We start from the raw sequence: 23,637 nt of genomic DNA on the forward strand, positions 1-23,637 counted from the left end.
GCTGCGACTCGTCGGAATTTTCAGCGCGGGCGCCGGCGATGGACAAGGGTGGACCCATGGTCGGTCTTTTTGCGGGCGTCGCGCTGCTCGCAACCCTTTCCCTCGAGGACGCTCGCGGCATCGCGCAGCAGAACCTCGAGGTTCAAGTCGCTGCGCTGCGCGTGCGCCAGGCCGAGGAGCAGCGCCGCTTGGCGCGTTCGGCGGTGCTTCCGCAGGTCACGATGCGCGCAGGCGCCGCCGCGCAGTGGGTTGGGCCGCAGCGGTATTCGTCGACATTTCAGGTGGGCGAAACCGATCCCTCCGGCGCCGGAGGCGGCAGCTATGAGCGCACCTCCGTCGATGTGCCGTCGTACCATCAGGGCGTCTTCGAGCTGGGGGTCGGTATCTCGCAGCTGCTCTACGATGGCGGCCGCTTCTGGAACGATTTGGCGCGCACCCGCGCCCTGGTCGACGCCGAAAAAGGTCGCCTTTCGGAGCAGCGCCTCTCGGTCGCCCTCGAGACGGACCGCCTTTACCTCGACGTATGGCGGGTGGAACGCAGCCGCGAAGTCCTCGACCGCGCCGTGGAGCACGCGAGCGATCAGCGAAAGCGCGCCGAGGCGCAGTTCAAATACGGCCGCGCGCAGCGCCGCGATGTGATCGACGCCGAGCTGAATCAATCCAACGACGATCTCCGGCGCGCCCGGCAAGAAGCGCTCATCGCCAACGCGCGCAGCGCCCTGGCCGCATGGCTCGTCCTCCCCGACGACCAATTTGCATTGGCGCCCCTCGCAGCCGTCACCGATGCGCCCGCGCGCGCCGATGCGCCCGCGCCCGCGCGCGCCGATGCGCCCGCGCCTGCGCGCGCCGATGCGCCCGCGCCCGCGCCTGCGCGCGCCGATGCGCCCGCGCCTGCGCGCGCCGATGCGCCCGCGCCTGCGCGCGCCGATGCGCCCGCGCCCGCGCGCGCCGATGCGCCCGCGCCCGCGCGCGCCGATGCGCCCGCGCCCGCGCGCGCCGATGCGCCCGCGCGCGCCGATGCGCCCGCCCTCGCCGACCCACGCTCCGCCGCGAGCGCCCATGCGCCATCTCCCGCGCTCCCGCGCCTCTTGGCCCAAGCCCGCACCCGCCGCCCGCTGCTGGCGGCGCTCATCCGCGAACGCGAAGCCGCCGAAAACCAAATCGTCATGGCGCGCTCCACCCTGCTCCCCCGGGTGACCGCCGAGGTCAGCTACCTGCGACAAGGCAACAGCGCCAACCCCTTCTTCACCGATCCCGGAAAACAAAACGCCCTCCAAGGCGGAATCGTCCTCACGTGGAACATCTTCGACGGATTCGCCACCTCGGCGGCCGTCGCCAGCGCCAAGCTCAATCTCGAGCAGATCAAGCTCGAATCCCGCCGCGCCGAGCTGCGGATTGAAATGGAGATTCGCCAGGCGCTCGCCCTGCATCAATCGAGCTGGAACGCGTACCGCATCGCCGAGCGAAGCCGCTCCCTCGCCGCGCAGGACTTGAAGCTCGCCGAGGAGCGCTTCGACGCCGGCACCGGCAGCACCTTGGAGATCCGCGACGCCCAGATCAAATGGCTGCAAGCGGAGCTGAATGCCATCGAAGCCGAGGTGGACGTGCGCCTCGCCCGCTCGACCCTCACCCGCGTCGTGGGGGGCGAATGATCTCGCTCGCGCGCGCGACCTTGATCCACGAGTGGCGCCGCTTCGTGCCGGCCGTGTTTGCCGTGGCCTTTTCGGGGGTGCTCGTGCTCGTGCAGGTGGCGCTCTTGGTGGGCGCGTTTGCCAATGTCAGCGTCTATATCGATGAATCGCGCGCCGATTTGTGGGTTGGATTCCGGGATGCACCGTCGGTCGACATGGGACGAAACATCCCCGAACGGGTCATGGTCTCCCTTTGGATGCACCCCGAGGTGACCAAGGTCGAAGCGTTCAACTGGGCCGGCGGCGACTTTCGCCGCCCCGACGGCGCGCCCATCAGCGGATATCTGGTCGGCGTCGACACGCGCCCGGACGCGCTCACCTTCGGCCGGCTCTTGACCCCCGAGCAGCGGCGCGCGCTCGACGAGCCGGATGGTGTGCTGATCGACGAGGCGGACGAGGAGAAGCTCGGGGTCAGGGTGGGCGATCACGCCGAGCTCAATGGACGCCATGTGAAGGTCGTGGGCACCGTGCGCGGCATTCGGGCCGTGGCGGGCGCCAACATCGTCTCCTCGCTCGCCACCGCCCGGCGCATCGATCCCTCGCTGCTGCACACCGAGGAGGTGGCCTACTACCTCGTCAAGCTTCGCGAGCCCGAGCGCGCGGAGGCCGTGCGCGACGCGCTGCAGCCCACGGGAACGTACCGCCCTTTTACCGTGTGGACCGCGGACGAGTTCGCGCGCCAGTCGGAGATGTATTGGGTCATGGAGTCCGGCTCCGGATCGGGCTTCGCGTTCTCGTCGCTGCTCGGGGTGGCGGTCGGCGTCGTCATCACCAGCCAGACCTTGATGGCCGCCATCGTGGCCTCGCTGCGCGAATATGCCACCTTGCGCGCGCTGGGGGTCTCGCTCGGCGCCCTTCGCCGGGTCGTCCTCGAGCAATCGCTCTGGGTGGGGCTCATCGGGCTCGGCATCACCTTGGTGACCACCTTTGCGCTTCAGGCCGCGGCCGATCGCTTGGCGGTGACAATGCGCGTCCCCGTCGCGGCCGTGGTGGCCACCGCGGTGCTCGTGCTGGCCATCTCCGCGCTCTCGGGCCTCTTTGCCGTACGTCAGCTCGCGCGCGCCGAGCCGGCGTCGCTCCTTCGGTGAGCCCATGACCCGCGTCCCCCACACCATCTCCGCCTTCGAGCTGTATCGCTCGTTCACCAGCGGCAAGACCACCACCGACGTGCTGCGCGGAATCGACGTGGCCGTGCAGCCGGCCGAGCTCACCTTGATCATCGGCCCCTCGGGCTCCGGAAAGAGCACCTTGCTCGCCATCCTGAGCGGCCTCCTGCGCCCCGATCGTGGCTCCGTGCACGTGCTGGGCGAAGATCTCTGGCGCCTCTCGCCCGCGCAGCTCGACGCGTTTCGGCTGGCGCACATGGGCTTCATCTTTCAAGGCTTCAACCTCTTTCCGGCCCTCACCTCGCTGGAGCAGCTGCTCTTGCCCTTGAAGTACCAAGGGATCACGGGAAAGCCGGCCATGTCGCGGGCCGAGCGCGCCCTCGACGAGGTGGGGCTCTCGGGCCGCGCCAAATCGAGGCCCGCGGAGCTGTCCGGCGGGGAAAAACAGCGGGTCGCCATCGCACGGGCGCTCGTGAAGAACCCCGAGCTCCTCTTCGCCGACGAGCCCACGAGCGCGCTCGATAGCAAAAATGGACAAGTCGTGATTGAACTGCTCCACAGAATCGCACGCGAACATCGAACGACGGTGCTGGGGGTCACCCACGATGGCCGCCTCCTGAAGCACGCCGATCGCGTCATCAAAGTCGAAGATGGGCTCCTCGTGAGCGACGAGCGCAAATCATGATTCTACGAACCGTTTTTCGTCTCGCGCCCCTCGCCATTGCGTGGGCGCTGGCCGCCCCGGCCCTGCTCTCGTGCTCGAAGCCGAAGGAGGAACCGAAGGTCGAAACCACCCCTTGGGTCGCGGTGGCCAAAGGCAAAGTGGATATCGAGGGCGGCGTCATCAAATTGGCGGCCAGCCGCGATGGCTTGATCAAACAGGTATTCGTGGAGGAGGGCGCCAAGGTGAAGGCCGGCGCACCCCTCGCGCAGCTCGACGATCAACAGGCGGTGCTCTCGGCCACCGTGGCCAATCGGGAGGTCGCCCAAGCGCGGGCGGCGTTGGCCTCCCTGGAGGTTCGGCAGCGGGCGGCCGAGCGCGAGGTGCGCCGCCTCGAGGGGCTCATGGCCTCCAGCGCCGCGCCGCGCGGCGAGCTCGATCGCGCCCGCGACGAGCAGGCGCTGGTGGTCACCGATCGGGCGATCGCGCGCGCCAACATCGAGGTCGCCCGCGCGCGCCAGGCGCTGGCCACGTACGAGGTGAGCCTGCGCACCGTGCGCGCGCCGCTCGACGGCCAAGTCATAAGAAGGTTTGCGCGGCCGGGCGACGGCATCAGCACCCTCAACGTGACCCCGCTGTTTCTCTTCGCCCCCGACGCCAAACGCATCATCCGCGCCGAGCTGGTCGACCGATTCGTGCCGCGCGTCTCGCCGGGCATGCGCGCCGAGGTGGTGGTCGAATCGGACGAATCGCAGACGTACCCCGCGCAGGTGCTGCGCGTGGGCCGCGTCTTCGGGCTCAAACAGCCCAGCGACGATCCGGCCGAAAAGGTCGACCAGCGCGTGGTCGAGTGCGTCCTCGGCATCGACTCCGAGGAGGTCCGCATCGGACAGCGCGTGCTCGTGCGCATCTTCTGACGACGGCCGGCGTCCACGCATGACGCGCCCCAGGTGCGCGAGCGCGTCCCAGGTGCGCGAGCGCGTCCCAGGTGCGCGGGCGCGCCCCAGGTGCGCGGGCGCGCCCCAGGTGCCGACACGTCCGAGGTACCCGGCGCGCCCGCCCGCGCCGTACGCTCCGCCCGCGCCCTACGCCCCGCCCGCGCCTACGTTCCGCCGCGCCGCACGCCGACGGCGTTCGCAAAGAGCGCATCTTTCACGGCCTGCGCCCGATCGCGCGAGACGGGCACCAGGCAAGCCCGCTCGCCGAGCTGCACCGAGAGCTCCGCCATCTCCTTGTCGTAGCGCCGCACGAACGCCGGTTGAATGAGCCAATTGCGGTGCACGCGAAGAAAGGTGCCCTCGAAGGTGGTCTCGAGCGCCGACAGCGACAGATCGACGGAGAAGCGCCCGCCCGCGCAGTGCGCAAAGCAAAGCCGCGAAGAGGCTTCGAAGGCGAGGATCTCCTCCAGCGGCACGAACACCAAGGTCGACCCATCGCGCGCGACGATGCGGCGCGGAAAGGGCGCGACCTCCGGCGCGGGCCGCCGTTTGGCGATCAGGCGCTCCACGCACTGGATCACGCGCGGCGCCGTGAACGGCTTGAGCAGGTAATCGGCCACCCCCAAATCGAACGCGTGCAGCGCATGATCCGGCAGCGCCGTGGCGAGCACGAACAGGAGCGGATGCCGCCCCGAGACCTCCTTGATCCATCGAAGACCGGAGGTGTCCCCCATCGTCCCCGTGAGCATGATGTCGACGAACACGCTGTCGATGCCCAGGCAGGCGTTGTCCAAGGCCTGCGTCGCTTCGTCGAGGGTGGCCACCGCGGCAACGATGTCCACCTGCGACGTTCGCTGGAGGAGCTCGACCAAGTAGTTGCGCGCCGGCCACTCGTCCTCGACGACCAACGTGCGAAGGGGGAGACTCATGGGCCGCGGTGAATCTACAACGCGCGACCTCGGTGCGCCTATGCTCTACGCGAAGGTGAGCGTGGCGCGCGTTCCGCCATGGGTGCTCTCGAGCTGCAAGGTGGCGTCCGGGGACTCCAGCGCCAGGCGCCTTCGAACCATTTCGAGGCCTCGCGCGCCATCGCGTGGTGCCTCGCTCGGCAAGCCCGGCCCATTGTCCTCGATGGTGACGACGAGCTGTTCCTTTTCCGACCGCGCCGAGAGCCGGATTCGGCCGTTGGAGCGCCGCCGGAGCGCCCCGTGCTGCACGGCGTTTTCGACGAGCGGCTGCAAAACGAGCGCGGGCACCCGATGGGCGCGAAGCGCAGGGTCGACGTCCCACTCGAAGGCGAGCCGCCCCGGGTGGCGCGTCTCGAGGATGGCCGTGTAGCGCTCCAACCACTCGAGCTCTTCCCCCAGGGTGCGCTCCCGATCATCCGATTTGCGCACCAGATCCCGCAGCAAGGTTCCGAGATCGCCCACCAGCTGCCGCGCGGTTTCGGGCTCTTCCGTCATGACCCCGCTGATGGCGTTGAGCGTATTGAGCACGAAGTGCGGCTCGAGTGTGGTGCGAAGTCGGTAAAGCTCCATCTCACGCCGCAGGTGGCGCGCCTCCGATGCGCGCTCGAACGCCTCGCGAAGGGCGGTCGGGTAGAGAAACGCCAAGGTCCAAAGGGCGAGAACGAGACCGGAATCGACGAACCCCGTCACGAACGAGTACATGGCGGTGTCGGGTTCGCCCGCATCGGGTGGTAGGAGCCCCCACGATGGGAATCGATGGCGAATGGCCACATAGATGGCATCACCCATGGCGCTCATCGCGCCCGCCACCAAGAGGCCAATCAGCGCGGCCCGCTTGGGCCCGTGGCCGCGCCGCATGCTCTGATTGAATGCCACCGTGAGCACCACCATCTCGCCGGAGAGCCAAATCGATCCAATGAGGAAATCGGCCAGGGTGGGCAGCGCGTTTGGAACGCCAAATGCGGCGCGTGTCAAGTCGCGCACGTAAAGAACGGAGAGCGCGGCGAGAAGCCCCAAGAGAATCGATTTCGGCTTTGCCACGCGGATGAGGATATCATTGCCGAATGAGTTTGCGCACTTGGACGCCCCTCGCGTCGGCCGCTGCGTTCGCGCTCGCTTTTCTCCACCTCGAAGCCTCTGCCCGGGCCACGAGCTGCGTGGAGGATCGCGACTGTCCCTCCGCCACCCCCGCCTGCAACGCCGGGCTCTGCGCGGAGTGCACCCCCACGAACACCGCGCGATGCACGGCGCGCTCCCCCCGCTGCCTCATGCCCTTTGGCATCTGCGGCTGTGAGAGCTCCGAGCAGTGCGGACCTGGTCTGCTCTGCACGCGCCCCGCGCCCGCCTCGGGCTCACCTCCCTATTGCACGGGAGGGTGCACCGGGACGGGGCAGGGGACGTGCCCATCCGGCTACCAATGCAACGCCCAAGGCCAGTGCGACCTTCGTTGCGTCCCCCTAACGCCCAATCAGTGCCCGTTCGCGCCGCGCAACATCTGCCCGGTCCTGCCCTTGATCACCTGCGTGGAGTGCGTGACCAACGGCGACTGCGCCGGAAAAACCGGCGCCGAGGTGTGCGACTTCGCCAACGACTGCGTCCAGTGCGAGAGGGACACGGATTGCACGCGCGCCCCCGCCAGCCCGCACGGCCCGAGGTGCATCGGCAGCGGGAAGCAACGCAGTTGCGGATGCAACGCCGATACCGACTGCGGCCCCGGCCGCATCTGCGACGAGACCGTGCAGGCGTGCATCGAGGGCTGCCGGTTGCCCGATGGCGGCAAGTGCCCGCCGGGCACCCAGTGCCGCATGGCCGACGCCGGCGGCGAACGATGCGTGGCCATCCCCGACGCCGGCCCCCCGCCCGACTCCGGTCCCCGAAGGGACGCCGGCGGATCCTCCGGCGATGGCGGCAGCGACGGCGGAAGGAGCGACGCAGGCTCCCGCGGCGACGGTGATATCGCAGCTTCGCTCGAGGGCGGAGGCTGCTCGTGCACGTTATCGCCGGCCGAAGATGCGCTCCCCCTCGGCGGCCTCGCCGCGCTCGGCGGTCTGTTGGCGCTGTTCGGGCGGCGCCGCCGCGTCAAAGAAACGCGCGGATCTGCGTGAGCACCTCGGCGGGGCGCTCCTCGGGCAAAAAGTGTCCGCACTCGGGGACCATTTGGCCGCGCACGTCGGTGGCGTAGGCGCTCCAAATGTCGAGAACGGGAATCTTTTGCAAGAAGCTCTCCGAGCCCCACAAGAGCAAGAGCGGCATCTTCAAACGAACGCCCGCGGCGGACGACGCATCGTCATCGTTCAAATCCGTGGGGAACGAAGCGCGGTAATCCGAAAACCCCGCCCGCAGCGCCCCGGGGGCCGAGAAGGCGCGCACGTACTCCTCGATGGCGGAGGCGGGCAGGCCGTGGCGGTTGTACGTCCATTTCTCGAAGAAATACCCGAGGTAGCCCGCGACATCGTTGCCCACGAGGCGCTCGGGGAGATCCGGCTGGAGGTGGAACCACCAGTGCCAATAACCGGTGGTCACCGCGAAATCGATATGCCGGAGCACCTCGCGCGTGGGCAGAATATCCATCAGCACCAGGCGTTCGACTTGATCGGGCCGGTCGAGCGCCCAGCGATGGGCCACGCGCGCGCCCCGGTCGTGCCCGATGACGATGACCTTTTCGAACCCCAATTTCTCGACCAGCTGCGCGATGTCCGCCGCCATGGTGCGCTTGTCGTAGCCGGTGGCCGGCTTGTCCGTACGCCCGTAGCCGCGCAGATCGGGTGCGACCACCGTGTGGGTGCGCGCCAGCTCCGGAATCACATGGCGCCAGCAATGGCTCGTTTGCGGCCAACCGTGTAGAAGCACGATCAAAGGGCCCTTCCCCGCGCGCAAATAATGCAACCGCAGACTGCTTCCATTGACATTTACATTTGCAACTTCACCCGCAATTTCACCTTGAGACATGGCTCGCTCCTCTCACCCCTGCCGTTCTTCGAGGGGCGCCGTCGTGACTAACCGTCTGATATGGTTATAACTGTAAGCGAGGAAGCCCCAGTGCGCAAGGGAGGGCGGCGCTATGCGTAAAACAGACCCGAAAGACTGGATTTGGGACGGTGGAAGACCGTCGATCGACCTGCTCAACACGCTGCGCGACCGCAAGCTCGTCCCGCGCGAGCTCCTGGTCGAGCCCAGCGATCTGGCGGAGTGGCTGGTGACGGCCGGGCTGGTTCAGGCGCCGCCGGAGGTCACTGCGCGTCACGTGACGCGTGCGCGCGCGCTGCGCGAGGCCATCGATCGGCTGGCGCTGGCGGTCCCGGACGGCCCCATCGACGCGGCCGACGTGGCCATGCTCAACGACGCGGCGAAGGTGCGCGCCTCGGCGCCGGAGCTGGCCGTCGGAAAAAATGGCCGCTTGGAGGTGCGCGCGCCGCGCGAGAGCGATCCGGTGGCCGTCGCGCTGGGCCGCATCGCGGCCGACGCCGTGGACCTGGTCACCTCGGAGGGGGCGACCTTCCGCGTCTGCGCATCCGACACGTGCGGACTACGCTTCGAGGATCGGTCGCCCGCGCGCAATCGCCAATGGTGCTCGATGAAGCGGTGCGGAAATCGCGAGAAGGCGAGGCAGCACTACCTCCGCCAAAAATAGGCGCTCAGCGCTGGCCGAGCTCTTTGCCCACGGCGGCCGCAAGCGCTTGCGCGGCCGAGAGCGGACGGACGAACACCGTCAGGTGGGTTACCAGGTCGGTGGACGGATCGACGGTGCCGAGGTCGATGCCTTCGAGCTCGAGGTCGCCCACCTTGGCGCGAAACACCAGCGCCGTGTCGGCGTCGCCGTGGAGCTCCCCGGTGTAGCGAAAATCTTCGAAGACGCGGATGACGGCGCGCAGCACCGCGCCCACCGCGGCGCGGCCGACATAGGGGTGGAAGCGCACGGGGCTATGAAACACGATGTCCGGTGCCAAGGACTGCTCGAGGGCTTCCACATCGCGGGCTTCGACGGCTTTGCGAAATCGATTCATGAATGCATGTCTCCAAGGCTCGTACGGTGTTTCGTTCGGTTCATCCGCCGCCCATCGGCAAGGTGCCGAAGCCGGCGATCGCGTGGCCGCCGTCGACGGGAATGACGGCGCCATGGATGTACGCGGCCGCGGGGCTCACCAGGAAGAGCACCACCTCGGCCAGCTCGGCGCAGGTCGTAAAGCGCTTCAGCGGCACCGTCTCCGCCCCCTTCTTTCGACTCTCCTCGGAGCCGCCGGAGAGGCGCCGCATGCCCTCCGTGTCCTCGACCCCGCCGGGCGCGATGGCGTTGACCCGAACGCCGGCCGGGCCCCACTCGAGGGCGAGCACGCGGGTGAGCATTTCGACCCCGGCCTTGGCCGAGCAAGCATGGACTTGCGCCAGGGTCGGCACGCTGCCTTGCGTGGCCGAGATGGAGAGCACGTTCGCGCCCGGCTTGCGAAGGTGCTCGAAGGCCGCGCGGCACGCGTTGAACGTCCCGAGCAGGTCGATGTCGACGACCGCCTTGAACCCGTTGGCGGAGATGCCCACGGCGGGGGCGGGAAAATTGCCCGCGGCGCCGTTGATGAGGATATCGATCGGCCCGTGCTTCTCGACGCTCGTTCGAATGGCCGCGTCGAGCGCCGCGTAGTCGCGCACGTCGGCGGTGAGCGCCAAGACGTCGGGGCCGAATTTTCGGACCTCGTCGGCGGCGCGCTGCGCCTTCTCCGGGTTGCGGCCCAAAATGGTGACGCGCGCGCCCGCTTGGGCGAAGCGGCACGCGATGCCGAGGTTGATCCCGCTGGTGCCGCCCGTAATGAAGGCCGACTTGCCTGCCAGGAGCCCGTCGCGCAACACGGATGGATTGGAGGTCGTCATGATGGTTTACCTTTCTGATCGCTCGCCGCTCCTCGAGGGTCGCGGTACGAAGTGGCTTATCATTTCCAGTCGGTCACGGTACGAAGTGGCTTATCGACGTGGGGACGGTCGCGGTACGAAGTAGCTCATCGCTCTCGGGCGGATGCGGTGTCGAGGCTCCTGGCCCCGAAGCCGCGCGAACGCGTCGCGGACGGCGGCGCGGAGCGCGTGGCGCTCCGTGAAGAGCGCCGAGATATGCCCGGCGTTCACCCAGCGAAGCTCGCTCGATGCCCAATGCGCATGCAAGGCGAGCGTCTCGGTGCGCGGAACGTACCCATCGCGGCGGCAGGCCAAGAGAATGGCGCTGCGCGCGTGCAGGGGCGCCGGAAAGTGCGTGAGGCGCGCGCGATCGAAGAGGGACGCGAGGCGACGCCGCGCGGCCTCCGCCCCGGCCGCAGAGCCTCCGAGATCGGTGAAGTCGATGGAGTGCGCGAGCAGCCCGCGCGTGAACACCGGCGCGGGGGACGCGCCCGCGGCGAGCGCCGCCACCGCCAGCGGCTCGCGCGTCAACGAGGCCGCGAGCCCGGCCATGAAGCCGCCCATGCTGTAGCCGGTGACGCCGATTTGCTCGTAGCCACCTTCGCGCAAGGTCGCGAGCAGCGACCGCGCCTCGTCCACGATGGCGAGGTTCATGAGCACGTGCTCGGCGACCGTGCCCAAGCTCGCCCCGCGCTGGCCCGGCGGCCGCCGCAATCCATAATAAGGATTCTCGAGCAGGTACAAATCGATCCCCTCGCGCGCCAGCGGCCCGAAGATGCCTTGGCGCAGCGCGAACCCCTCCTCGCGCGATCCCGCCAGCACCACGCACGCGGTGCGCGGTCCCCCGCGCGGCCTCGCCGATCGCAACCGCTGCACGTGCCCCGCGCGCACCGGCTCCGGCAGCGCCGTGTTGGGTGAGACGAATCGCCCCGCGGTGCGCTCCACGCCCCGCGCGACGTGCGGGCGATCCCAGGCGATGGCCACCGCCGCCGGGGAGGACTGAAACGGCTCCGTGTCGAGGACGCTCGCGAGCACCCGCTCGTCCCCCCAGCCGTTCACGAACAGGCGCGAGCGGCCGTTCAAGTAACCGATCAGCCGGTCCAACGGGTGCCACGGACCAAATAGAGAGATGACGTTGTCATCCACCGAAATGTCCGGTAAATTGCTTGTGTCACCGAACGACATGCTCCTCATTCTAGCGATCCAGTAGACACTGTCAACAGGCCGTCATGACCCAACGATCCAAACGCCGCACCGTCACGTCCAGCGCCACCTCCAGCGACCCCAGCTCCGAGGGCACCCGCGCCGCCCTCCTTCGCGCGGCCATCGCCATCGCCGAGGAAGACGGCGTCGGCGCCATCGGCTTGCGCGAGGCGGCCCGGCGCGCGGGGCTCACCCACGGCGCACCGTATCGCCACTTCGAGAGCCGCGAGGCGCTGGTGGTGGCGGTGGCCGAAGACGGATTTCGCGCGCTCCTCACCATGTGCATCGACGCGCAGACGGCGGCCGGGAGCGATCCGCTCGCGCGCTTTCAGGCGCTCGGCGTCACGTACATCACCTTTGCGCTCGCGCGCCCCGGTCAGTTTCGGGTGATGTTCGGGGCGGAGGCGGCCGCGCAGGGGGACTCCGTTCGTTCGGCGGAGGCGGCGGTCTTTTCACTGGCCGTCAACGCGATCGCCAGCGCGCAGCGCGAGGGCCTGGTCGACGATGGCGACCCGCAAGAGCTCGCGATGCTGGCGTGGTCCTCCGCCCACGGCCTCGCCGTTCTGATCCACGATGGCCTCGCCCAATGGGTCGGCTTCGATACCGCGTCGCCCGAGCGGCTCGCGCGCCGGTTCACCGCGCGCCTATTCGAAGGATTGCGAACGCGCAAGGGCAACGTAGGGGAGGAGCGCAAATTCGAAGCTCCGCCCATCCGAAAACGTGCATGAGTCTTCACCCTCGCGACACGTAGTCTCTTTAGCACCGAGTGCGCCTTCGAAACGCTGCCCTCGCGGCCCACGTACACCTGAAAAAGGAGCCTCTCATGAGACGAAACACCCTTCGCGCCACATGTGTCGCTGCAGTTCTCGGGTCCCTCTCCGCATGCACCGCCAATACCGACGAGAGCATCGGCTCCACGAGCGCAGAGCTCTCCGCCCAGAGTGCCGCCGATCGCGCCGATCTGGCGTTGCATTGGGCACCCATTCATTATCAAGACGTCGATCAAACGGGGGGCCATGCGCTCGGTGGTGCGGCCGACTACATCACCCGCTACGACTTCGATGGCGATCTAGATGGGCGCAACAATTGGGACCACGCTGGAAGTGCCAATTACCCGCTGGCCGCTCACGCTTATTTCTCGGTGGCGGAGACGAGCACCCACTGGTTCATCGTGTACATGTTCTTTCATCCTCGCGACTGGTCGGATTCTTTCTTCGACACCGAGCACGAGAACGACTCCGAAGGTTTGCTGATCACGGTGGCGCGCGATGGCTCGACGTATGGTGCGTTGAAGTCCGCGGTTACCGTCGCCCACAAAGACTTCTTCTCCTTCGTTCCCGCCGGGGGCGATTGGTCGTCAGGGGCCGAGAACGTGGATGGCACACTCTCGCTCGCGAGCTACGGCGGAAGCCTGCACCCCGTTACGGCGCAAGAGGCCAAAGGCCACGGTTTGAAAGCGCGACCGTATTACGACATCGTGGGTGACGGTGTCGTGTACTACCCGTCTCTCACCAACGCCGAGGTCCCCTCGGGACCGGACGATCGGAACGTCCTCTACAAACTCGTCGATATTTTCGAGAACAACGGTTTGTGGGCCAATCGCAACAACGCATCGCTCTTCGCCAGCTATGGGTCATTTGCGGGCGATAAGAGCGGCGGTTGCGGCGCTGGATCCATCGGGTGCGACACGAATGCCGCAAACACTCCATGGTCGTGGGATGATGGCAACGACGCGCCGCCCGGTGGCGCCCTCGCCACGGATCCGGCAGGGTTGGTGAGGAACTATTTCAAGATTCCGGAAGCGGTCAGCACGACGTACACGTTCAATCCGTATCGTTGAAAGCCCTCTAGGGTAAGATGCGCCCCATGGCCGGTTCCTGGGGTCGTTGCGGTCTTTGTCATGCGATGAAGAACGTCGCGTACAACTCCGTCGTGGACGTCGACATCTGCTCGGCGTGCTACCGGCGCGAGCTGCAGCCGCGCGAGCCCTGCTCCCGATGCGGGACGGTCGCCCCCATGCGCGCCCGTCCCGACGGGGTGAATGGCTATTGCAACCGCTGCTACCTTCGCGAGCTCCACATCGGCCGCTGCTCCGTGTGCCGCGTGCGGAAACCGATCGCGATCCGGGACCGCGGACATCCCGTGTGCCCCGGCTGCTACCGAAGGCAGTTTGCGAGCCGCGAAGCGTGCGTGGTGTGCACCAACGTGTCCCATGTCGCGGCCCGCACGGAGCGCGGTGGCGCCATCTGCCCTTATTGTTATGGCGATCGCTACCGGCCTCGTGAGCGCTGCTCGCGTTGCGGTGAGATGGATGTCGTTCAAACCAGGAATCGCCAGGGCAATCCCATTTGCGCGACGTGTTATCGCAAGACCATGCAGATCGCGCGCTGCACCCATTGCGCGCGCATTTCGCGGGTGATGACGCGGACCCGAAGCGGCAAACCCGTATGCGCAACGTGTTATGGGCGCCATCACGCACCGCGTGAAACCTGCGCGATATGCGGTGAGTTCGAGAAGGTCAAACGGCGCCTGACCAGCGGCCGCGCGGCGTGCAACCGCTGCTACCAGCGCGAGCTGAAACCGCGTCCCAAGTGCATGCTCTGCGGACAATACCGTCTTGCGGCAAAGCACATTGGCGGCCAGCCCATCTGCGGTTCGTGCTTGCGCCGAAAAGGCGTGGGGCAACGCATGCTCACCGCCCGTTGAGTGGCACCGTCGCGCACGCCGACTTAGTATGCGCGCGCGTTCTCCAAAGGAGGAACACCATGGTCCGTTTTCGAGGGCACCTGGCGGCGACCAGCGCCGCGTTGCTGCTTCTTCTTCCATTCGTCTTGGACTGCGGGGAGGAGAGTCTCCAGGGCGATCGCGACATCGATCCGTCTGCTTCCACCCGCTCGCCAATCTCAGAAAATGCGCGCGCCGCGCAAACTTCGCAGGACTCGCAGGACTCGCAGGACTCGCGAGCCGCGGAGCTCGGCGCGGACCGCGTGCCGCGCGAGGTGCGGCAAATGCTGCGCGAGATGAACGAGGACAACGTCGAGCGCACCATACGCAAGCTGGTGTCGTTCGGCACCCGAAACACCTTGTCGGTTCAAGACAATCCAACGCGCGGCGTGGGGGCGGCGCGCGACTGGCTCAAGTCGCAGCTCGATGCCATTGCGGCCACATCCGGCGGACGCATGACCGTCGAGCTCCAGAGCTACCTCCAGCCGCCCGCACCGCGCGTGCCGGTGCCGACCGTGATCACCAATGTCGTCGCCACCTTGCGCGGCGTCCAACCGCAATCGCAGGGCCGAACGTATGTCGTGAGCGGCCACTACGATTCACGCGCCTCCGACGTGCTCGATGCGACCATCGACGCACCCGGCGCGAACGACGATGCCTCGGGGGTCGCCGCCGTGCTGGAGATGGCGCGGGTCATGGCCACGCGCACCTTCGACGCCACCATCGTCTTCATGGCGGTGGCCGGCGAAGAGCAGGGGCTCCTCGGCGCCAACCACTTTGCCACCACGGCCAAGGCGGCCGGGCGCGACATCGCGGCGATGTTCACCAACGACATCGTCGGCAGCTCGCGGGCCGACAACGGCGCGCGCCATCCGCGCGAGGTGCGCCTCTTCGCCGAGGGCGTGCCCACCGCCGAGACGCCGGCCGAGGCCAACACCCGCCGCTCCGTCGGCGGCGAGAACGACTCTCCGGCGCGCCAGCTCGCGCGCTTCATCAAAGACGCCAGCGAGAACAGCGCCACCGGGATGCGGATCAACGTCATCTACCGGCGCGATCGGTATTTGCGCGGCGGCGACCATATCCCATTTTTGGAGCAGGGATACGCGGCCGTGCGCTTCACCGAGCCCAACGAAAATTACGCGCACCAACACCAAACCGTGCGCGTGGAGAACGGCGTGCAGTTCGGCGATCTGCCCGAGTTCGTCGACTTCGCGTACACCACCCGGGTCGCGCGGGTGAACGCCGCCGCCTTGGCCGCGCTGGCGCGGGCGCCGGCCTCGCCCAAGAACACCCGCATCATCACCGCGCAACTGACGAACGATACGTCGCTGGCGTGGGACGCGAACGTCGAGCCGGATCTCGCGGGCTACGAGATCGTCTTCCGGGACACGACCGAGGCGTTCTGGACGGACAGCATCCCGGTCGGCAATGTCACCTCGTTCACCGTGAAGAACATGTCCAAGGACAATGTCTTCTTTGGCGTGCGGGCGGTGGACCGCGAAGGGCACCGCAGCCCGGTCAGCTTTCCGCGCCCGTCGGCCCAATGAAGCGCATCGCGAGCGCCTCTTCGTCGCCATCCAACACCAACCTTCCACCGAGAACGAGATATACGATGGACCGCTTTCCAGGGCACCTTGCGGCCGGCAGCGCCGCGTTGTTGTTGCTCCTCCCGTTCGTTTTGGACTGCGGGGAGGAGAGTCTGAAAGACAATCGCGGCGCCGAGCCGTCGAGCCTTGCATCCACGACTGTCTCCAGCTCCAGCACGACCGCGACCTCGTCCTCGGAGCTGGGCGCGGGGCGCGTTCGAGACGACGTGCGCCGCATGCTCCGCGAGATGGACGAGGACAACGTCGAGCACACGATTCGAAAATTGGTCTCGTTCGGAACGCGCAATACCCTGTCCGCGCAGGACAACCCCACGCGCGGCGTGGGGGCGGCGCGCGACTGGCTCAAGGCGCAATTCGACGCGATCGCCGCCACGTCGGGCGGGCGTATGAACGTGGAGCTTCTGAGCTACGTTCAGCCGCCGGCCTCGCGCATCCCGGTCCCCACCACCATCACCGACGTGGTCGCCACCTTGCGCGGCACCCAAGCCGAGTCGCAGGGCCGAACCTATGTCGTGAGCGGCCACTACGACTCCATGTGCACCGATCCCACCAACGCCACCTGCGACGCGCCCGGCGCCGACGACGACGCCTCGGGGGTCGCCGCCGTGCTGGAAATGGCGCGGGTCATGGCCACGCGCACCTTCGACGCCACCATCGTCTTCATGGCGGTGGCCGGCGAAGAGCAGGGGCTCTACGGGTCGAATTTCTTCGCCACCACGGCCAAGGCGGCCGGCCGCGACATCGCCGGGATGTTCACGAACGACATCGTCGGCAGCTCGCGGGCCGACAACGGCGAGCGCGATCCGCGCGTGGTCCGCGTCTTCGCGGAGGGGGTGCCCACCGCCGAGACCCCGGCCGAGGCCAACGTCCGCCGCTCGGTGGGCGGCGAGAACGACTCCCCGTCGCGCCAGCTCGCGCGCTTCATCAAAGAGGCCGGCGAGAACAGCGCCACCGGCATGCGCGTCCATATCATGTACCGGCGTGATCGGTATTTGCGCGGCGGCGACCATATCCCCTTTTTGCAACAGGGATATGCGGCCGTTCGCTTCACCGAGCCGCACGAGGATTATGCGCACCAACACCAGAACGTGCGCGTCGAAGACGGCAAGCAGTTCGGCGACCTGCCCGAGTTCGTCGACTTCGCCTACACCACCCGGGTCGCGCGGGTGAACGCGGCCGCCCTCACCGCGCTGGCGCGCGCGCCGGCCGCGCCGAAGGGCGTGCAGATCGTGACCGCGCGGCTGACGAACGACACGGAGCTCCGATGGGAGCCGAACGTCGAGCCGGATCTGGCCGGCTACGAGATCGTCTTCCGCGAGACCACCGAGCCCCTCTGGACCGACACCATCGAGGTCGGAAAGGAGACCTCGTTCACCGTGAAAAACATGTCGAAGGACAACGTCTTCTTCGGCGTGCGCGCCGTCGATCGCGAAGGCCACCGCAGCCCCGTGACCTTCCCGCGTCCTTCGCAATAGCCCGCGGCGCCGCCCTCCTAGAAACCGGCGATGGGCCACGGGAAACGCCGCTCTTCCCGTGGCCTGCCGCCCACCGTACCGTTCTCCACCACGAGCACCGTCACGTCGGCGAGCGCCGTCATCTGCGCCGCGCTCGGCGAGCAGCCCGTCAGCGCCCCACCGGAAGCCCCTTCATCTCCGCGATGGCCTCCTCGAGCGGCTTCGTATCGAGCGTGGCGCCCACCTCTTGCTCCACTTCGCCCAAGGTCCCGCCGCGCGCGATGGCGCCGTAAAAAACAGCGTCCCGTAGACCGATGGCGATCTCGTCGTCCTCGCCGAGCCCCTGCGAGGCGACGGAGACGATTTGCTCGAGCATCATCTTGCGATTCGAGCTCGTCTCGTTCTTCAAGCGGTCGATCTTGGCCAAGATCACCACCCGCCGGTGCTGGCCGATTTTGCCCGTTTCGACCACCATCTTCAATTGCTCGGGTGGAATCCGTCCGCCCGCCGTGAGCTCCCGATCCACGCGGGCCGCCACCGCGCGCGCCGTCTCGTCGGCGGCCACGATGCGCTCGGAGGCATCGAGCTTGCGGTTCATTTCTTGAAATGCTGCCCGCTTCGGATCGGGCGGCGGCTCGGATTTGCGGCATCCCGCGCCCGAGGCCATGGCCATCGATGCGACGGCGGCCGCGAGAAGGACAGAGAGACTTCGGTTCACCACCTTCATGTGCGGCCGGCAGTGTACCGCGTCCCACCCTGTGGAACTACCCACCGGTTCGTGGCAAGGCGCTCGCATGGCGAAGGGGGTGAGACTGATGATACCGGTGTCATTTGCAAAATGTCAGACGAATTGGACAGATTGTGCGTACAAATTGGTAAGGCCAATTGACCAGCGCCGCCCCTTGAGCCGCCGCACACCCGACGATTGTTCGCGCGCGTCACCGGAGGTCCTTGCAGGCCCAAACCGCGCGATGTATACCGGTGTCACTATTAATTAGGAAGGTTTACTAATAAATTGGAACCTCCCTGGAAACGCATCGTGGGGTGGTTCGGGAGGAGGTGGGTCGTTACCCGGCCTCGTTGAGATCCCAGCTTCCGGTCTTCGGACCTTGCTTCCTATTCAAGGAGGAAACGAATGATGCACCGTACGTGTTTTGCCGCGCAGGCAGCGTTGTGGGTGGGGGCGATCGGCGCGCTCGGATGCTCGAGCGCGAGCACCGCCGAGGGCGATGGCAACCTTGGCAACTCGGGCTCGGAGCTCCTCGCCGGCACCGATTACGAGGCGGAGGATGGTGTCTGCCAGGGCACCGTCGACTCCAATCACACGGGATACTCGGGCCGGGGGTTCTGCAATACGAACAACGCGGTCGGCGCCTACGTCGAATGGACGGTCAGCGCGGCCGCCGCGGGCCCCTCGTCGCTCGCCATTCGCTATGCCAATGGCACGACCACCGATCGGCCCGCGACCATTTCGGTCAATGGCGCCGTGGTCGCGAACGCGCAGCCCTTCCCGGGGACGGGCGCGTGGACGACGTGGGAGCTTCAAACCATCAACGCCAACCTCGTCGCCGGCAGCAACAAGATCCGCGTGGCCTCCAATACGGCCAACGGCACGGCCAACCTCGACAAGCTCACGGTGGACGCCCCGCGTGATACCCAAGCGCCCACCACGCCTCAGAATTTGCGCGCCACCGACGTGACGAGCAACACCATCGCCCTGGCGTGGAACGCGTCGACCGACAACGTCGGCGTGGTGGCCTACGATATTTACCACGACGGCAACAAGATCAGCGAGGCGGCGGGCAACGCCACCACCAAGACCTTGACCGGCCTTCAGCCCAAAACGGAATATCGATTGACGGTCTTCGCGCGCGACGCGGCGGGCAACGTGTCGGCCACCAGCAACTCGGTGCCCGTGACCACGTCGCCCACGAGCGACACCGAGCCGCCCACGGCGCCGGGCAATTTGAAGGCGAGCGACGTCACCAACAACAGCGTCAAGCTGGCGTGGACGGCGTCGACGGACAACGTGGGTGTCACGGGCTACGACGTGTACTCGGGCGGCGGCGTCATCGTGACGAACGTGCAGGGCACCCAGGCGACCATCACCGGGCTGGCGGCCAACACCGACTACAGCTTCACGGTGAAGGCCAAGGACGCGGGGAACAACGTCTCTGGCGCGAGCAACGCGGTGAGCGTTCGCACGGGCAACGTACCGCCCGGCGGCGGGGTGCCGAAGACCATCACCCAGCTGTCCAGCGGATGGACCATCCCGTGGGGGCTCGCGTGGCTGCCGGATGGATCGGCCATCATCACGGAGCGCGAGTCGTTCAACGTCTACACGCTCACCCCGAGCGGCACCAAGAAGCAAGTCGGCAAGGTGCCGAACGCCGTGGGCACCACCGGTGAGGGCGGGCTGATGGGCATCGCCGTGGACCCGAACTGGAGCTCGAACCACCACATTTACGTGATGCACTCGGCGTCGGAGGGAAATCGCATTGCGCGAATGACCTTCGACGGCAATGCGCTCTCCGATTACAAAGTCCTCATTCAGGGGATCAAGAAGAGCAAATACCACAATGGCGGTCGCTTGAAGTTCGGCCCCGACGGGTACCTGTATGCCACCGCCGGCGACGCGCAGACCCAGAGCCTCGCGCAGGACAAGAACTCGCCCAACGGCAAGATCCTGCGCTTCAAGACCGACGGCACCCCGGCGCCGGGCAATCCCTTCGGCACCCTCGTGTACAGCTATGGGCACCGCAACCCGCAAGGCCTCGCATGGGACTCGGCGGGGCGGCTCTGGGAGTCGGAGCTCGGCGATGGTTCGCAGGACGAGCTCAATCTCATCACGGCGGGCGCCAACTACGGATGGCCCACGTGCGAGGGCAACTGCAACGTTTCGGGGATGACCAATCCGAAGAAGACCTGGTCGACGGGCGAAGCGTCGCCCAGCGGTCTGGCGATCGTCAACGATGTAGCGTACATGGCCGCGCTCAAGGGCAAGCGCCTCTGGCGCATTCCGCTGAGCGGCACCAGCGCGGGGACGCCCACGGCCTACTACGTGAACACCTATGGACGTCTGCGCACGGTGGAGAAGGTGCCCGGTCAGAGCTTGCTCTGGCTCAGCACCACCAACTCCGACTTCAACGGCAAAGAGCCGGCCGGTTCGGACAAGATTTTCAAGATCACCATCGAATGATGCCGTAAGCTGATTTGCGGATCATGCGCGTTGGCGCCCCAGGCGTCGTGGCGGTTGCTCTCTCGCTTCTCCCAGGGATAGCGACCACCACGACGCCCGGGGCGCCAACGGTGTTTCATGGCAACGCCATTTCCCGTACACGTACCCGAAGACAATTGGAAACGTGTACGGACGGATGGCCTACGCCGTCGACGAGGGAGCCGGGAACGTCGCGGCCCACGGTTCGTGCTCGATGCGGGCGGCGTTCACGATGAACGAAATGGTGTGGTAGAAGCCGACGACCGCGAGCATCTCGAGCAGCGCGTTCGCATCGAAGTGCGCGGCGAGGCTGGACCATGTGCGCTCGCTCACGGTGTGCGTATCGTGAAGCTCGTCGGCAAAGCGTTGGACCAGATCGTCGGCGCTCTCCGTTTCGGCCAGGTCGGCCGGGGAGCGCTGCGCGGTGCCGGCGACGATTTCATCCGAAAGGCCGGCCGCCGCCGCGAAGGCGCTGACGTGCACGCCCCACTCGTACTCGGCGCCGCAGCGCGCGCAGGTGCGCAAAATGAGCAGCTCGCGCACGCGCAGGGGGAGCGTGCCACGGCCGAGCAAGGCGCCGCCCAGGCCGCGCATGCGGGCGCTCAAGTGCTCGTGGCGGGCGATGGTTCGAAAGATCTTCAGCGGCTGGACGCCGCTTCCCGGTGGCATCCACTTGGCGAGCGAAGCTTGCACCTCGGCGCTGTAGGGCGGACCGAGGGGCACGATACGAGGAGCCATGGGCTCACCTCCTTTGCTACGGAATATGTAGCATGTGACCCCGCGCGCAAGGGCGTGCTATCATTTTTGTAGCATGGCACGCGCACCCACGAAGAGAGCTCTTCCCGGCCACCCCGTACGCGGCTCGCGCACCGGCCGGCCCATCATGGCCGCGCTCGATCTCCTCGGCCGGCGGTGGACCCTGCGCGTGCTGTGGGAGCTGCGCGCGGGCCCCGCCACCTTTCGCGAGCTGCGCGAGCGCTGCGACGACGTCTCGCCCACCGTGCTCAACGCCCGCCTCAAAGAGCTGCGCGAGGCGGGCGTCGTGGAGCACGCCTCGGAGTCCGAGGAGGCCGGCTACCGCACCACCGACGCGGGCAGCGCCCTTTTGCGGGCGCTCGCCCCGCTCAACCAGTGGGCCGAAGCGTGGGCCCGCGGCCTGCCTTGAAAGACCGCGGCGCGCTCACGCCATCCTGCCCTCAGGCCACGGCGGCGACCCGGGAATCGATGCGCGGAAAGTGCACGATCACGGTGCCTGCCCGCTCGTCGTGGCGCTGGATGGCCACCTCGAGGGTCGACGCGTGCACCAAGGTGCCCTCGACCGCGTCGACGCCATAATCGGTGGCGCTGACGGTCACCCGCTGACCGATCTGCGCCCGTTCGAGTTGGACCGGGGTGCCCAGGAAGGGCGGGCTCCCCTGGTTCTCGCCGCGCTCGCCGGTTTCGCTGCTCTCGCGCGCGATGGCCAGCGCGTCCGCGGACGAGAGCTCGGACGGTGTCCCGTGGCCCAGCCCCGCCATGCGCTCCATCCACGCGGCGACATGGGCGAAGGGTCGAAGACAGCCCGCGACCCCCGGGTTTCGGGCGATGAACCAAATGGGGTGATAGGTGACGAAGTCGGCCAACGTCGGCTCTTTGCCGAGGAGGAAGGGGTGTCCCGCGAGCTGGCGGTCGACCGCGCCGACCAAAGGCAGAAAGTGCGCCTCGGCAAAGTCGTGGCTCGGCCTCCGCGCCGAGCCGCCCTTGAAAAGCTCGGCCCGATCTTTGATGAACTGCTCGAACGCCTCCAGCCCGATGTGCTGAACGAGGATCTGGGCGCCCGCGGGTTGAAACGCCGTGCCCATGGCCGCAGCAAACAACGTAGGCTCCAGGAGAGCGAACGCAGCGCAGCTCGCCTCGAGCGCCGCCGGGAGGATCGCCGGAGCGGGACGCAGCCGCTCCAGCACATGGACGATGAGGCGCGAGTCGCAATAAACATCGCGACCAATCTGCAGGACCGGTGTCTTTCGATAGCCGCCCGTGAGGGGTATCAGATCGGGCTTCGGGAGGATCATCGGCGCGAGGACCGACCTCCACGCGAGCTTTTTGAAGCCGAGGATCGCGCGTACTTTCTCCGAATAGGGAGAGAGCTCGTAGTGATGCAGGATAATGTCGCTCATCGGGTGAATTCCTCGCTGAAGGGAGACATGAAAACTCGGCCGGCCGGGAGGGAATGTCGAAACACGTTTTGCCGTTTTTGCCGTTTTTGATCCTGGCGTCGAACTTTTTCGATCGACACGATCCCGGCCGCCGTCTCCGGCCCTGAAAATGCGCCCCTGTCGAGTCGAGCTCGGTGGTCCGGCTGCAGCGCGTCGGCTACACTTTTGCCGCCATGCCCAATGCGTTTCTCCATCAGGTCGAAGTGGCGCGGTCGCTCTTGGCCTCGTCGATCACCCTCGGTCGCGGTGTCTTGGCGGTGGCGCCCGGGCGACAGCCGGCGCGCTTGTTTCGACTCTACGATTTCGAAGCATGCCTCTATTGTAGAAATGTACGCGAAGCGCTCACCGCGCTTCACCTCGACGCGGAGATTTTTCCGTGTCCCAAAGGCGGAACGCGTTTTCGATCCGAGGCGCTGCGCATCGGGGGCAAAATGCTGTTTCCGCTTCTGGTCGATCCCAACAACGATACCGTTATGTACGAATCTGCCGACATCGTGGCCTATCTTTTTCGTACCTACGGCGACCGCGATGTACCATTGAGCTACCGCGCCACCCCCGTTCAACCGGCATTTGGCGCGCTCGCGAGCGGGGTGCGCGGGCTGCGCGGCGTGCGTGCTCGACCGTCGCGCGAACCGCGCGAGCAGCTGCATTTGTGGAGCTTCGAGGGGAGCCCGTATTCGCGGCTGGTGCGGGAGCGGCTGTCGGAGCTCGAGATCCCTTATGTGCTGCACAACCTCGGAAAGGAGCGGTGGGGCGAGATAGGCCCTCCCCATTTCCGCATCGAGGGCGGCCCCTACGTGCCGGAGGCGGGCGGCAAGCGCGAGGCATTTTTTCAAGCGCACGGCCGCGTGCAGGTGCCGTATCTGGAAGATCCGAACACCGACACCAAAATGTTCGAGTCGGCTCGAATCATCGAATATCTCGAGCGTACGTACGCTGCCTAAAGCGATTTCGCGCAGGCAGAGGGCGAAGGCTTACGAGGGCTTGCGCGGGCG

The 23,637-nt window shown here is 67.1% G+C and carries 23 protein-coding genes; 14 read left to right on the plus strand and 9 right to left on the minus strand.

Annotated features, from left to right (window positions below):
- The first annotated feature begins 56 nt into the window (after positions 1 to 56).
- The 4 genes from LZC94_00505 to LZC94_00520 are packed head-to-tail and all read left to right on the plus strand — an operon-like array spanning position 57 to position 4,375.
- Positions 57 to 1,652: a TolC family protein gene (locus LZC94_00505; protein ID WXB15759.1), complete on the plus strand. Its 1,596-nt coding sequence runs from the start codon at positions 57 to 59 to the stop codon at positions 1,650 to 1,652.
- The gene (locus tag LZC94_00510; protein WXB15760.1) at positions 1,649 to 2,779 is read left to right on the plus strand and encodes an ABC transporter permease; all 1,131 of its coding nucleotides are present in this window, start codon (positions 1,649 to 1,651) and stop codon (positions 2,777 to 2,779) included. Before LZC94_00505 ends, LZC94_00510 begins: the two co-directional genes overlap by 4 nt.
- 4 nt (positions 2,780 to 2,783) lie before the next feature.
- Positions 2,784 to 3,482 (plus strand): ABC transporter ATP-binding protein, encoded by a 699-nt coding sequence (locus LZC94_00515; GenBank protein WXB15761.1) that lies wholly within the window; start codon positions 2,784 to 2,786, stop codon positions 3,480 to 3,482.
- Positions 3,479 to 4,375, plus strand: coding sequence for an HlyD family efflux transporter periplasmic adaptor subunit (locus LZC94_00520; GenBank protein WXB15762.1), 897 nt, complete (start codon positions 3,479 to 3,481; stop codon positions 4,373 to 4,375). Before LZC94_00515 ends, LZC94_00520 begins: the two co-directional genes overlap by 4 nt.
- A 185-nt stretch (positions 4,376 to 4,560) precedes the next feature.
- Here the strand turns inward: LZC94_00520 and LZC94_00525 are convergent, their stop codons facing one another.
- Both LZC94_00525 and LZC94_00530 read right to left on the minus strand, forming a co-directional pair.
- The gene (locus LZC94_00525; GenBank protein WXB15763.1) at positions 4,561 to 5,325 is read right to left on the minus strand and encodes a LytTR family DNA-binding domain-containing protein; all 765 of its coding nucleotides are present in this window, start codon (positions 5,323 to 5,325) and stop codon (positions 4,561 to 4,563) included.
- Positions 5,326 to 5,370: 45 nt separating this feature from the next.
- A complete protein-coding gene (locus LZC94_00530; protein ID WXB15764.1) occupies positions 5,371 to 6,405 on the minus strand; it encodes a histidine kinase in 1,035 nt (344 codons plus the stop codon).
- A gap of 23 nt (positions 6,406 to 6,428) precedes the next feature.
- On the opposite strand from LZC94_00530, the gene LZC94_00535 reads away from it, so the two are divergent.
- Positions 6,429 to 7,469, plus strand: a complete 1,041-nt coding sequence (locus LZC94_00535; protein WXB15765.1) for an MYXO-CTERM sorting domain-containing protein — start codon at positions 6,429 to 6,431, stop codon at positions 7,467 to 7,469.
- On the opposite strand, the gene LZC94_00540 is transcribed toward LZC94_00535, so the two are convergent.
- The gene (locus tag LZC94_00540; GenBank protein WXB15766.1) at positions 7,444 to 8,313 is read right to left on the minus strand and encodes an alpha/beta hydrolase; all 870 of its coding nucleotides are present in this window, start codon (positions 8,311 to 8,313) and stop codon (positions 7,444 to 7,446) included. The two genes, LZC94_00535 and LZC94_00540, sit on opposite strands and share 26 nt — an antisense overlap.
- A gap of 112 nt (positions 8,314 to 8,425) precedes the next feature.
- Here LZC94_00540 and LZC94_00545 point away from each other — a divergent pair, with 112 nt between their 5' ends.
- Entirely contained in the window at positions 8,426 to 8,995 is a 570-nt protein-coding gene (locus LZC94_00545) for an ABATE domain-containing protein (GenBank protein WXB15767.1), read from the plus strand.
- A gap of 4 nt (positions 8,996 to 8,999) precedes the next feature.
- On the opposite strand, the gene LZC94_00550 is transcribed toward LZC94_00545, so the two are convergent.
- From LZC94_00550 to LZC94_00560, 3 genes are all read right to left on the minus strand, one after another.
- A complete protein-coding gene (locus LZC94_00550; protein ID WXB15768.1) occupies positions 9,000 to 9,368 on the minus strand; it encodes a nuclear transport factor 2 family protein in 369 nt (122 codons plus the stop codon).
- A 40-nt stretch (positions 9,369 to 9,408) separates the two neighbouring features.
- The gene (locus LZC94_00555; GenBank protein WXB15769.1) at positions 9,409 to 10,224 is read right to left on the minus strand and encodes an SDR family oxidoreductase; all 816 of its coding nucleotides are present in this window, start codon (positions 10,222 to 10,224) and stop codon (positions 9,409 to 9,411) included.
- Positions 10,225 to 10,314: 90 nt separating this feature from the next.
- Positions 10,315 to 11,427, minus strand: coding sequence for an alpha/beta hydrolase family protein (locus LZC94_00560; GenBank protein WXB15770.1), 1,113 nt, complete (start codon positions 11,425 to 11,427; stop codon positions 10,315 to 10,317).
- 44 nt (positions 11,428 to 11,471) lie between these two features.
- On the opposite strand from LZC94_00560, the gene LZC94_00565 reads away from it, so the two are divergent.
- The 5 genes from LZC94_00565 (at position 11,472) to LZC94_00585 (ending at position 17,251) form a co-directional block, all read left to right on the plus strand.
- A complete protein-coding gene (locus LZC94_00565) occupies positions 11,472 to 12,173 on the plus strand; it encodes a TetR/AcrR family transcriptional regulator (protein WXB15771.1) in 702 nt (233 codons plus the stop codon).
- Between the two features lie 95 nt (positions 12,174 to 12,268).
- Positions 12,269 to 13,285 carry a hypothetical protein gene (locus tag LZC94_00570; GenBank protein ID WXB15772.1) on the plus strand — a complete coding sequence of 339 codons (1,017 nt, stop codon included), beginning with the start codon at positions 12,269 to 12,271 and terminating at the stop codon, positions 13,283 to 13,285.
- Positions 13,286 to 13,350: 65 nt separating this feature from the next.
- Entirely contained in the window at positions 13,351 to 14,151 is an 801-nt protein-coding gene (locus LZC94_00575; GenBank protein ID WXB15773.1) for a hypothetical protein, read from the plus strand.
- Between the two features lie 59 nt (positions 14,152 to 14,210).
- Positions 14,211 to 15,716 carry a M20/M25/M40 family metallo-hydrolase gene (locus LZC94_00580; protein ID WXB15774.1) on the plus strand — a complete coding sequence of 502 codons (1,506 nt, stop codon included), beginning with the start codon at positions 14,211 to 14,213 and terminating at the stop codon, positions 15,714 to 15,716.
- Between the two features lie 65 nt (positions 15,717 to 15,781).
- The gene (locus LZC94_00585) at positions 15,782 to 17,251 is read left to right on the plus strand and encodes a M20/M25/M40 family metallo-hydrolase (protein ID WXB15775.1); all 1,470 of its coding nucleotides are present in this window, start codon (positions 15,782 to 15,784) and stop codon (positions 17,249 to 17,251) included.
- Positions 17,252 to 17,399: 148 nt separating this feature from the next.
- Here the strand turns inward: LZC94_00585 and LZC94_00590 are convergent, their stop codons facing one another.
- Complete coding sequence (locus LZC94_00590) at positions 17,400 to 17,948, minus strand: hypothetical protein (GenBank protein ID WXB15776.1); 549 nt, start codon at positions 17,946 to 17,948, stop codon at positions 17,400 to 17,402.
- Positions 17,949 to 18,365: 417 nt separating this feature from the next.
- On the opposite strand from LZC94_00590, the gene LZC94_00595 reads away from it, so the two are divergent.
- Positions 18,366 to 20,429, plus strand: a complete 2,064-nt coding sequence (locus tag LZC94_00595) for a PQQ-dependent sugar dehydrogenase (GenBank protein WXB15777.1) — start codon at positions 18,366 to 18,368, stop codon at positions 20,427 to 20,429.
- Between the two features lie 180 nt (positions 20,430 to 20,609).
- On the opposite strand, the gene LZC94_00600 is transcribed toward LZC94_00595, so the two are convergent.
- Positions 20,610 to 21,185: a carboxymuconolactone decarboxylase family protein gene (locus LZC94_00600; protein WXB15778.1), complete on the minus strand. Its 576-nt coding sequence runs from the start codon at positions 21,183 to 21,185 to the stop codon at positions 20,610 to 20,612.
- Between the two features lie 73 nt (positions 21,186 to 21,258).
- Here LZC94_00600 and LZC94_00605 point away from each other — a divergent pair, with 73 nt between their 5' ends.
- On the plus strand, positions 21,259 to 21,612 hold the full coding sequence (locus tag LZC94_00605; protein ID WXB15779.1) for a helix-turn-helix transcriptional regulator: 354 nt from the start codon (positions 21,259 to 21,261) through the stop codon (positions 21,610 to 21,612).
- Positions 21,613 to 21,643: 31 nt separating this feature from the next.
- Here LZC94_00605 and LZC94_00610 read toward each other — a convergent pair whose 3' ends face one another.
- Positions 21,644 to 22,603, minus strand: coding sequence for a glutathione S-transferase family protein (locus tag LZC94_00610; GenBank protein ID WXB15780.1), 960 nt, complete (start codon positions 22,601 to 22,603; stop codon positions 21,644 to 21,646).
- A gap of 212 nt (positions 22,604 to 22,815) precedes the next feature.
- Here LZC94_00610 and LZC94_00615 point away from each other — a divergent pair, with 212 nt between their 5' ends.
- The gene (locus LZC94_00615) at positions 22,816 to 23,586 is read left to right on the plus strand and encodes a glutathione S-transferase N-terminal domain-containing protein (protein WXB15781.1); all 771 of its coding nucleotides are present in this window, start codon (positions 22,816 to 22,818) and stop codon (positions 23,584 to 23,586) included.
- The last annotated feature ends 51 nt before the right edge of the window (positions 23,587 to 23,637 follow it).

This window comes from Sorangiineae bacterium MSr11954 (assembly GCA_037157815.1).
GTDB lineage: Bacteria > Myxococcota_A > Polyangia > Polyangiales > Polyangiaceae > Pendulispora > Pendulispora albinea.

Bases quoted from the DNA above. Each gene is read 5' to 3' on its own strand.
- LZC94_00610 (WXB15780.1), bottom strand. From the start codon at position 22,603: ATGAGCGACATTATCCTGCATCACTACGAGCTCTCTCCCTATTCGGAG.
- LZC94_00550 (WXB15768.1), bottom strand. From the start codon at position 9,368: ATGAATCGATTTCGCAAAGCCGTCGAAGCCCGCGATGTGGAAGCCCTC.
- LZC94_00560 (WXB15770.1), bottom strand. From the start codon at position 11,427: ATGTCGTTCGGTGACACAAGCAATTTACCGGACATTTCGGTGGATGAC.
- LZC94_00570 (WXB15772.1), top strand. From the start codon at position 12,269: ATGAGACGAAACACCCTTCGCGCCACATGTGTCGCTGCAGTTCTCGGG.
- LZC94_00585 (WXB15775.1), top strand. From the start codon at position 15,782: ATGGACCGCTTTCCAGGGCACCTTGCGGCCGGCAGCGCCGCGTTGTTG.
- LZC94_00595 (WXB15777.1), top strand. From the start codon at position 18,366: ATGATGCACCGTACGTGTTTTGCCGCGCAGGCAGCGTTGTGGGTGGGG.
- LZC94_00510 (WXB15760.1), top strand. From the start codon at position 1,649: ATGATCTCGCTCGCGCGCGCGACCTTGATCCACGAGTGGCGCCGCTTC.
- LZC94_00605 (WXB15779.1), top strand. From the start codon at position 21,259: ATGGCACGCGCACCCACGAAGAGAGCTCTTCCCGGCCACCCCGTACGC.
- LZC94_00520 (WXB15762.1), top strand. From the start codon at position 3,479: ATGATTCTACGAACCGTTTTTCGTCTCGCGCCCCTCGCCATTGCGTGG.
- LZC94_00515 (WXB15761.1), top strand. From the start codon at position 2,784: ATGACCCGCGTCCCCCACACCATCTCCGCCTTCGAGCTGTATCGCTCG.
- LZC94_00600 (WXB15778.1), bottom strand. From the start codon at position 21,185: ATGGCTCCTCGTATCGTGCCCCTCGGTCCGCCCTACAGCGCCGAGGTG.
- LZC94_00525 (WXB15763.1), bottom strand. From the start codon at position 5,325: ATGAGTCTCCCCCTTCGCACGTTGGTCGTCGAGGACGAGTGGCCGGCG.
- LZC94_00540 (WXB15766.1), bottom strand. From the start codon at position 8,313: ATGTCTCAAGGTGAAATTGCGGGTGAAGTTGCAAATGTAAATGTCAAT.
- LZC94_00555 (WXB15769.1), bottom strand. From the start codon at position 10,224: ATGACGACCTCCAATCCATCCGTGTTGCGCGACGGGCTCCTGGCAGGC.
- LZC94_00575 (WXB15773.1), top strand. From the start codon at position 13,351: ATGAAGAACGTCGCGTACAACTCCGTCGTGGACGTCGACATCTGCTCG.
- LZC94_00615 (WXB15781.1), top strand. From the start codon at position 22,816: ATGCCCAATGCGTTTCTCCATCAGGTCGAAGTGGCGCGGTCGCTCTTG.
- LZC94_00580 (WXB15774.1), top strand. From the start codon at position 14,211: ATGGTCCGTTTTCGAGGGCACCTGGCGGCGACCAGCGCCGCGTTGCTG.
- LZC94_00545 (WXB15767.1), top strand. From the start codon at position 8,426: ATGCGTAAAACAGACCCGAAAGACTGGATTTGGGACGGTGGAAGACCG.
- LZC94_00535 (WXB15765.1), top strand. From the start codon at position 6,429: ATGAGTTTGCGCACTTGGACGCCCCTCGCGTCGGCCGCTGCGTTCGCG.
- LZC94_00505 (WXB15759.1), top strand. From the start codon at position 57: ATGGTCGGTCTTTTTGCGGGCGTCGCGCTGCTCGCAACCCTTTCCCTC.
- LZC94_00565 (WXB15771.1), top strand. From the start codon at position 11,472: ATGACCCAACGATCCAAACGCCGCACCGTCACGTCCAGCGCCACCTCC.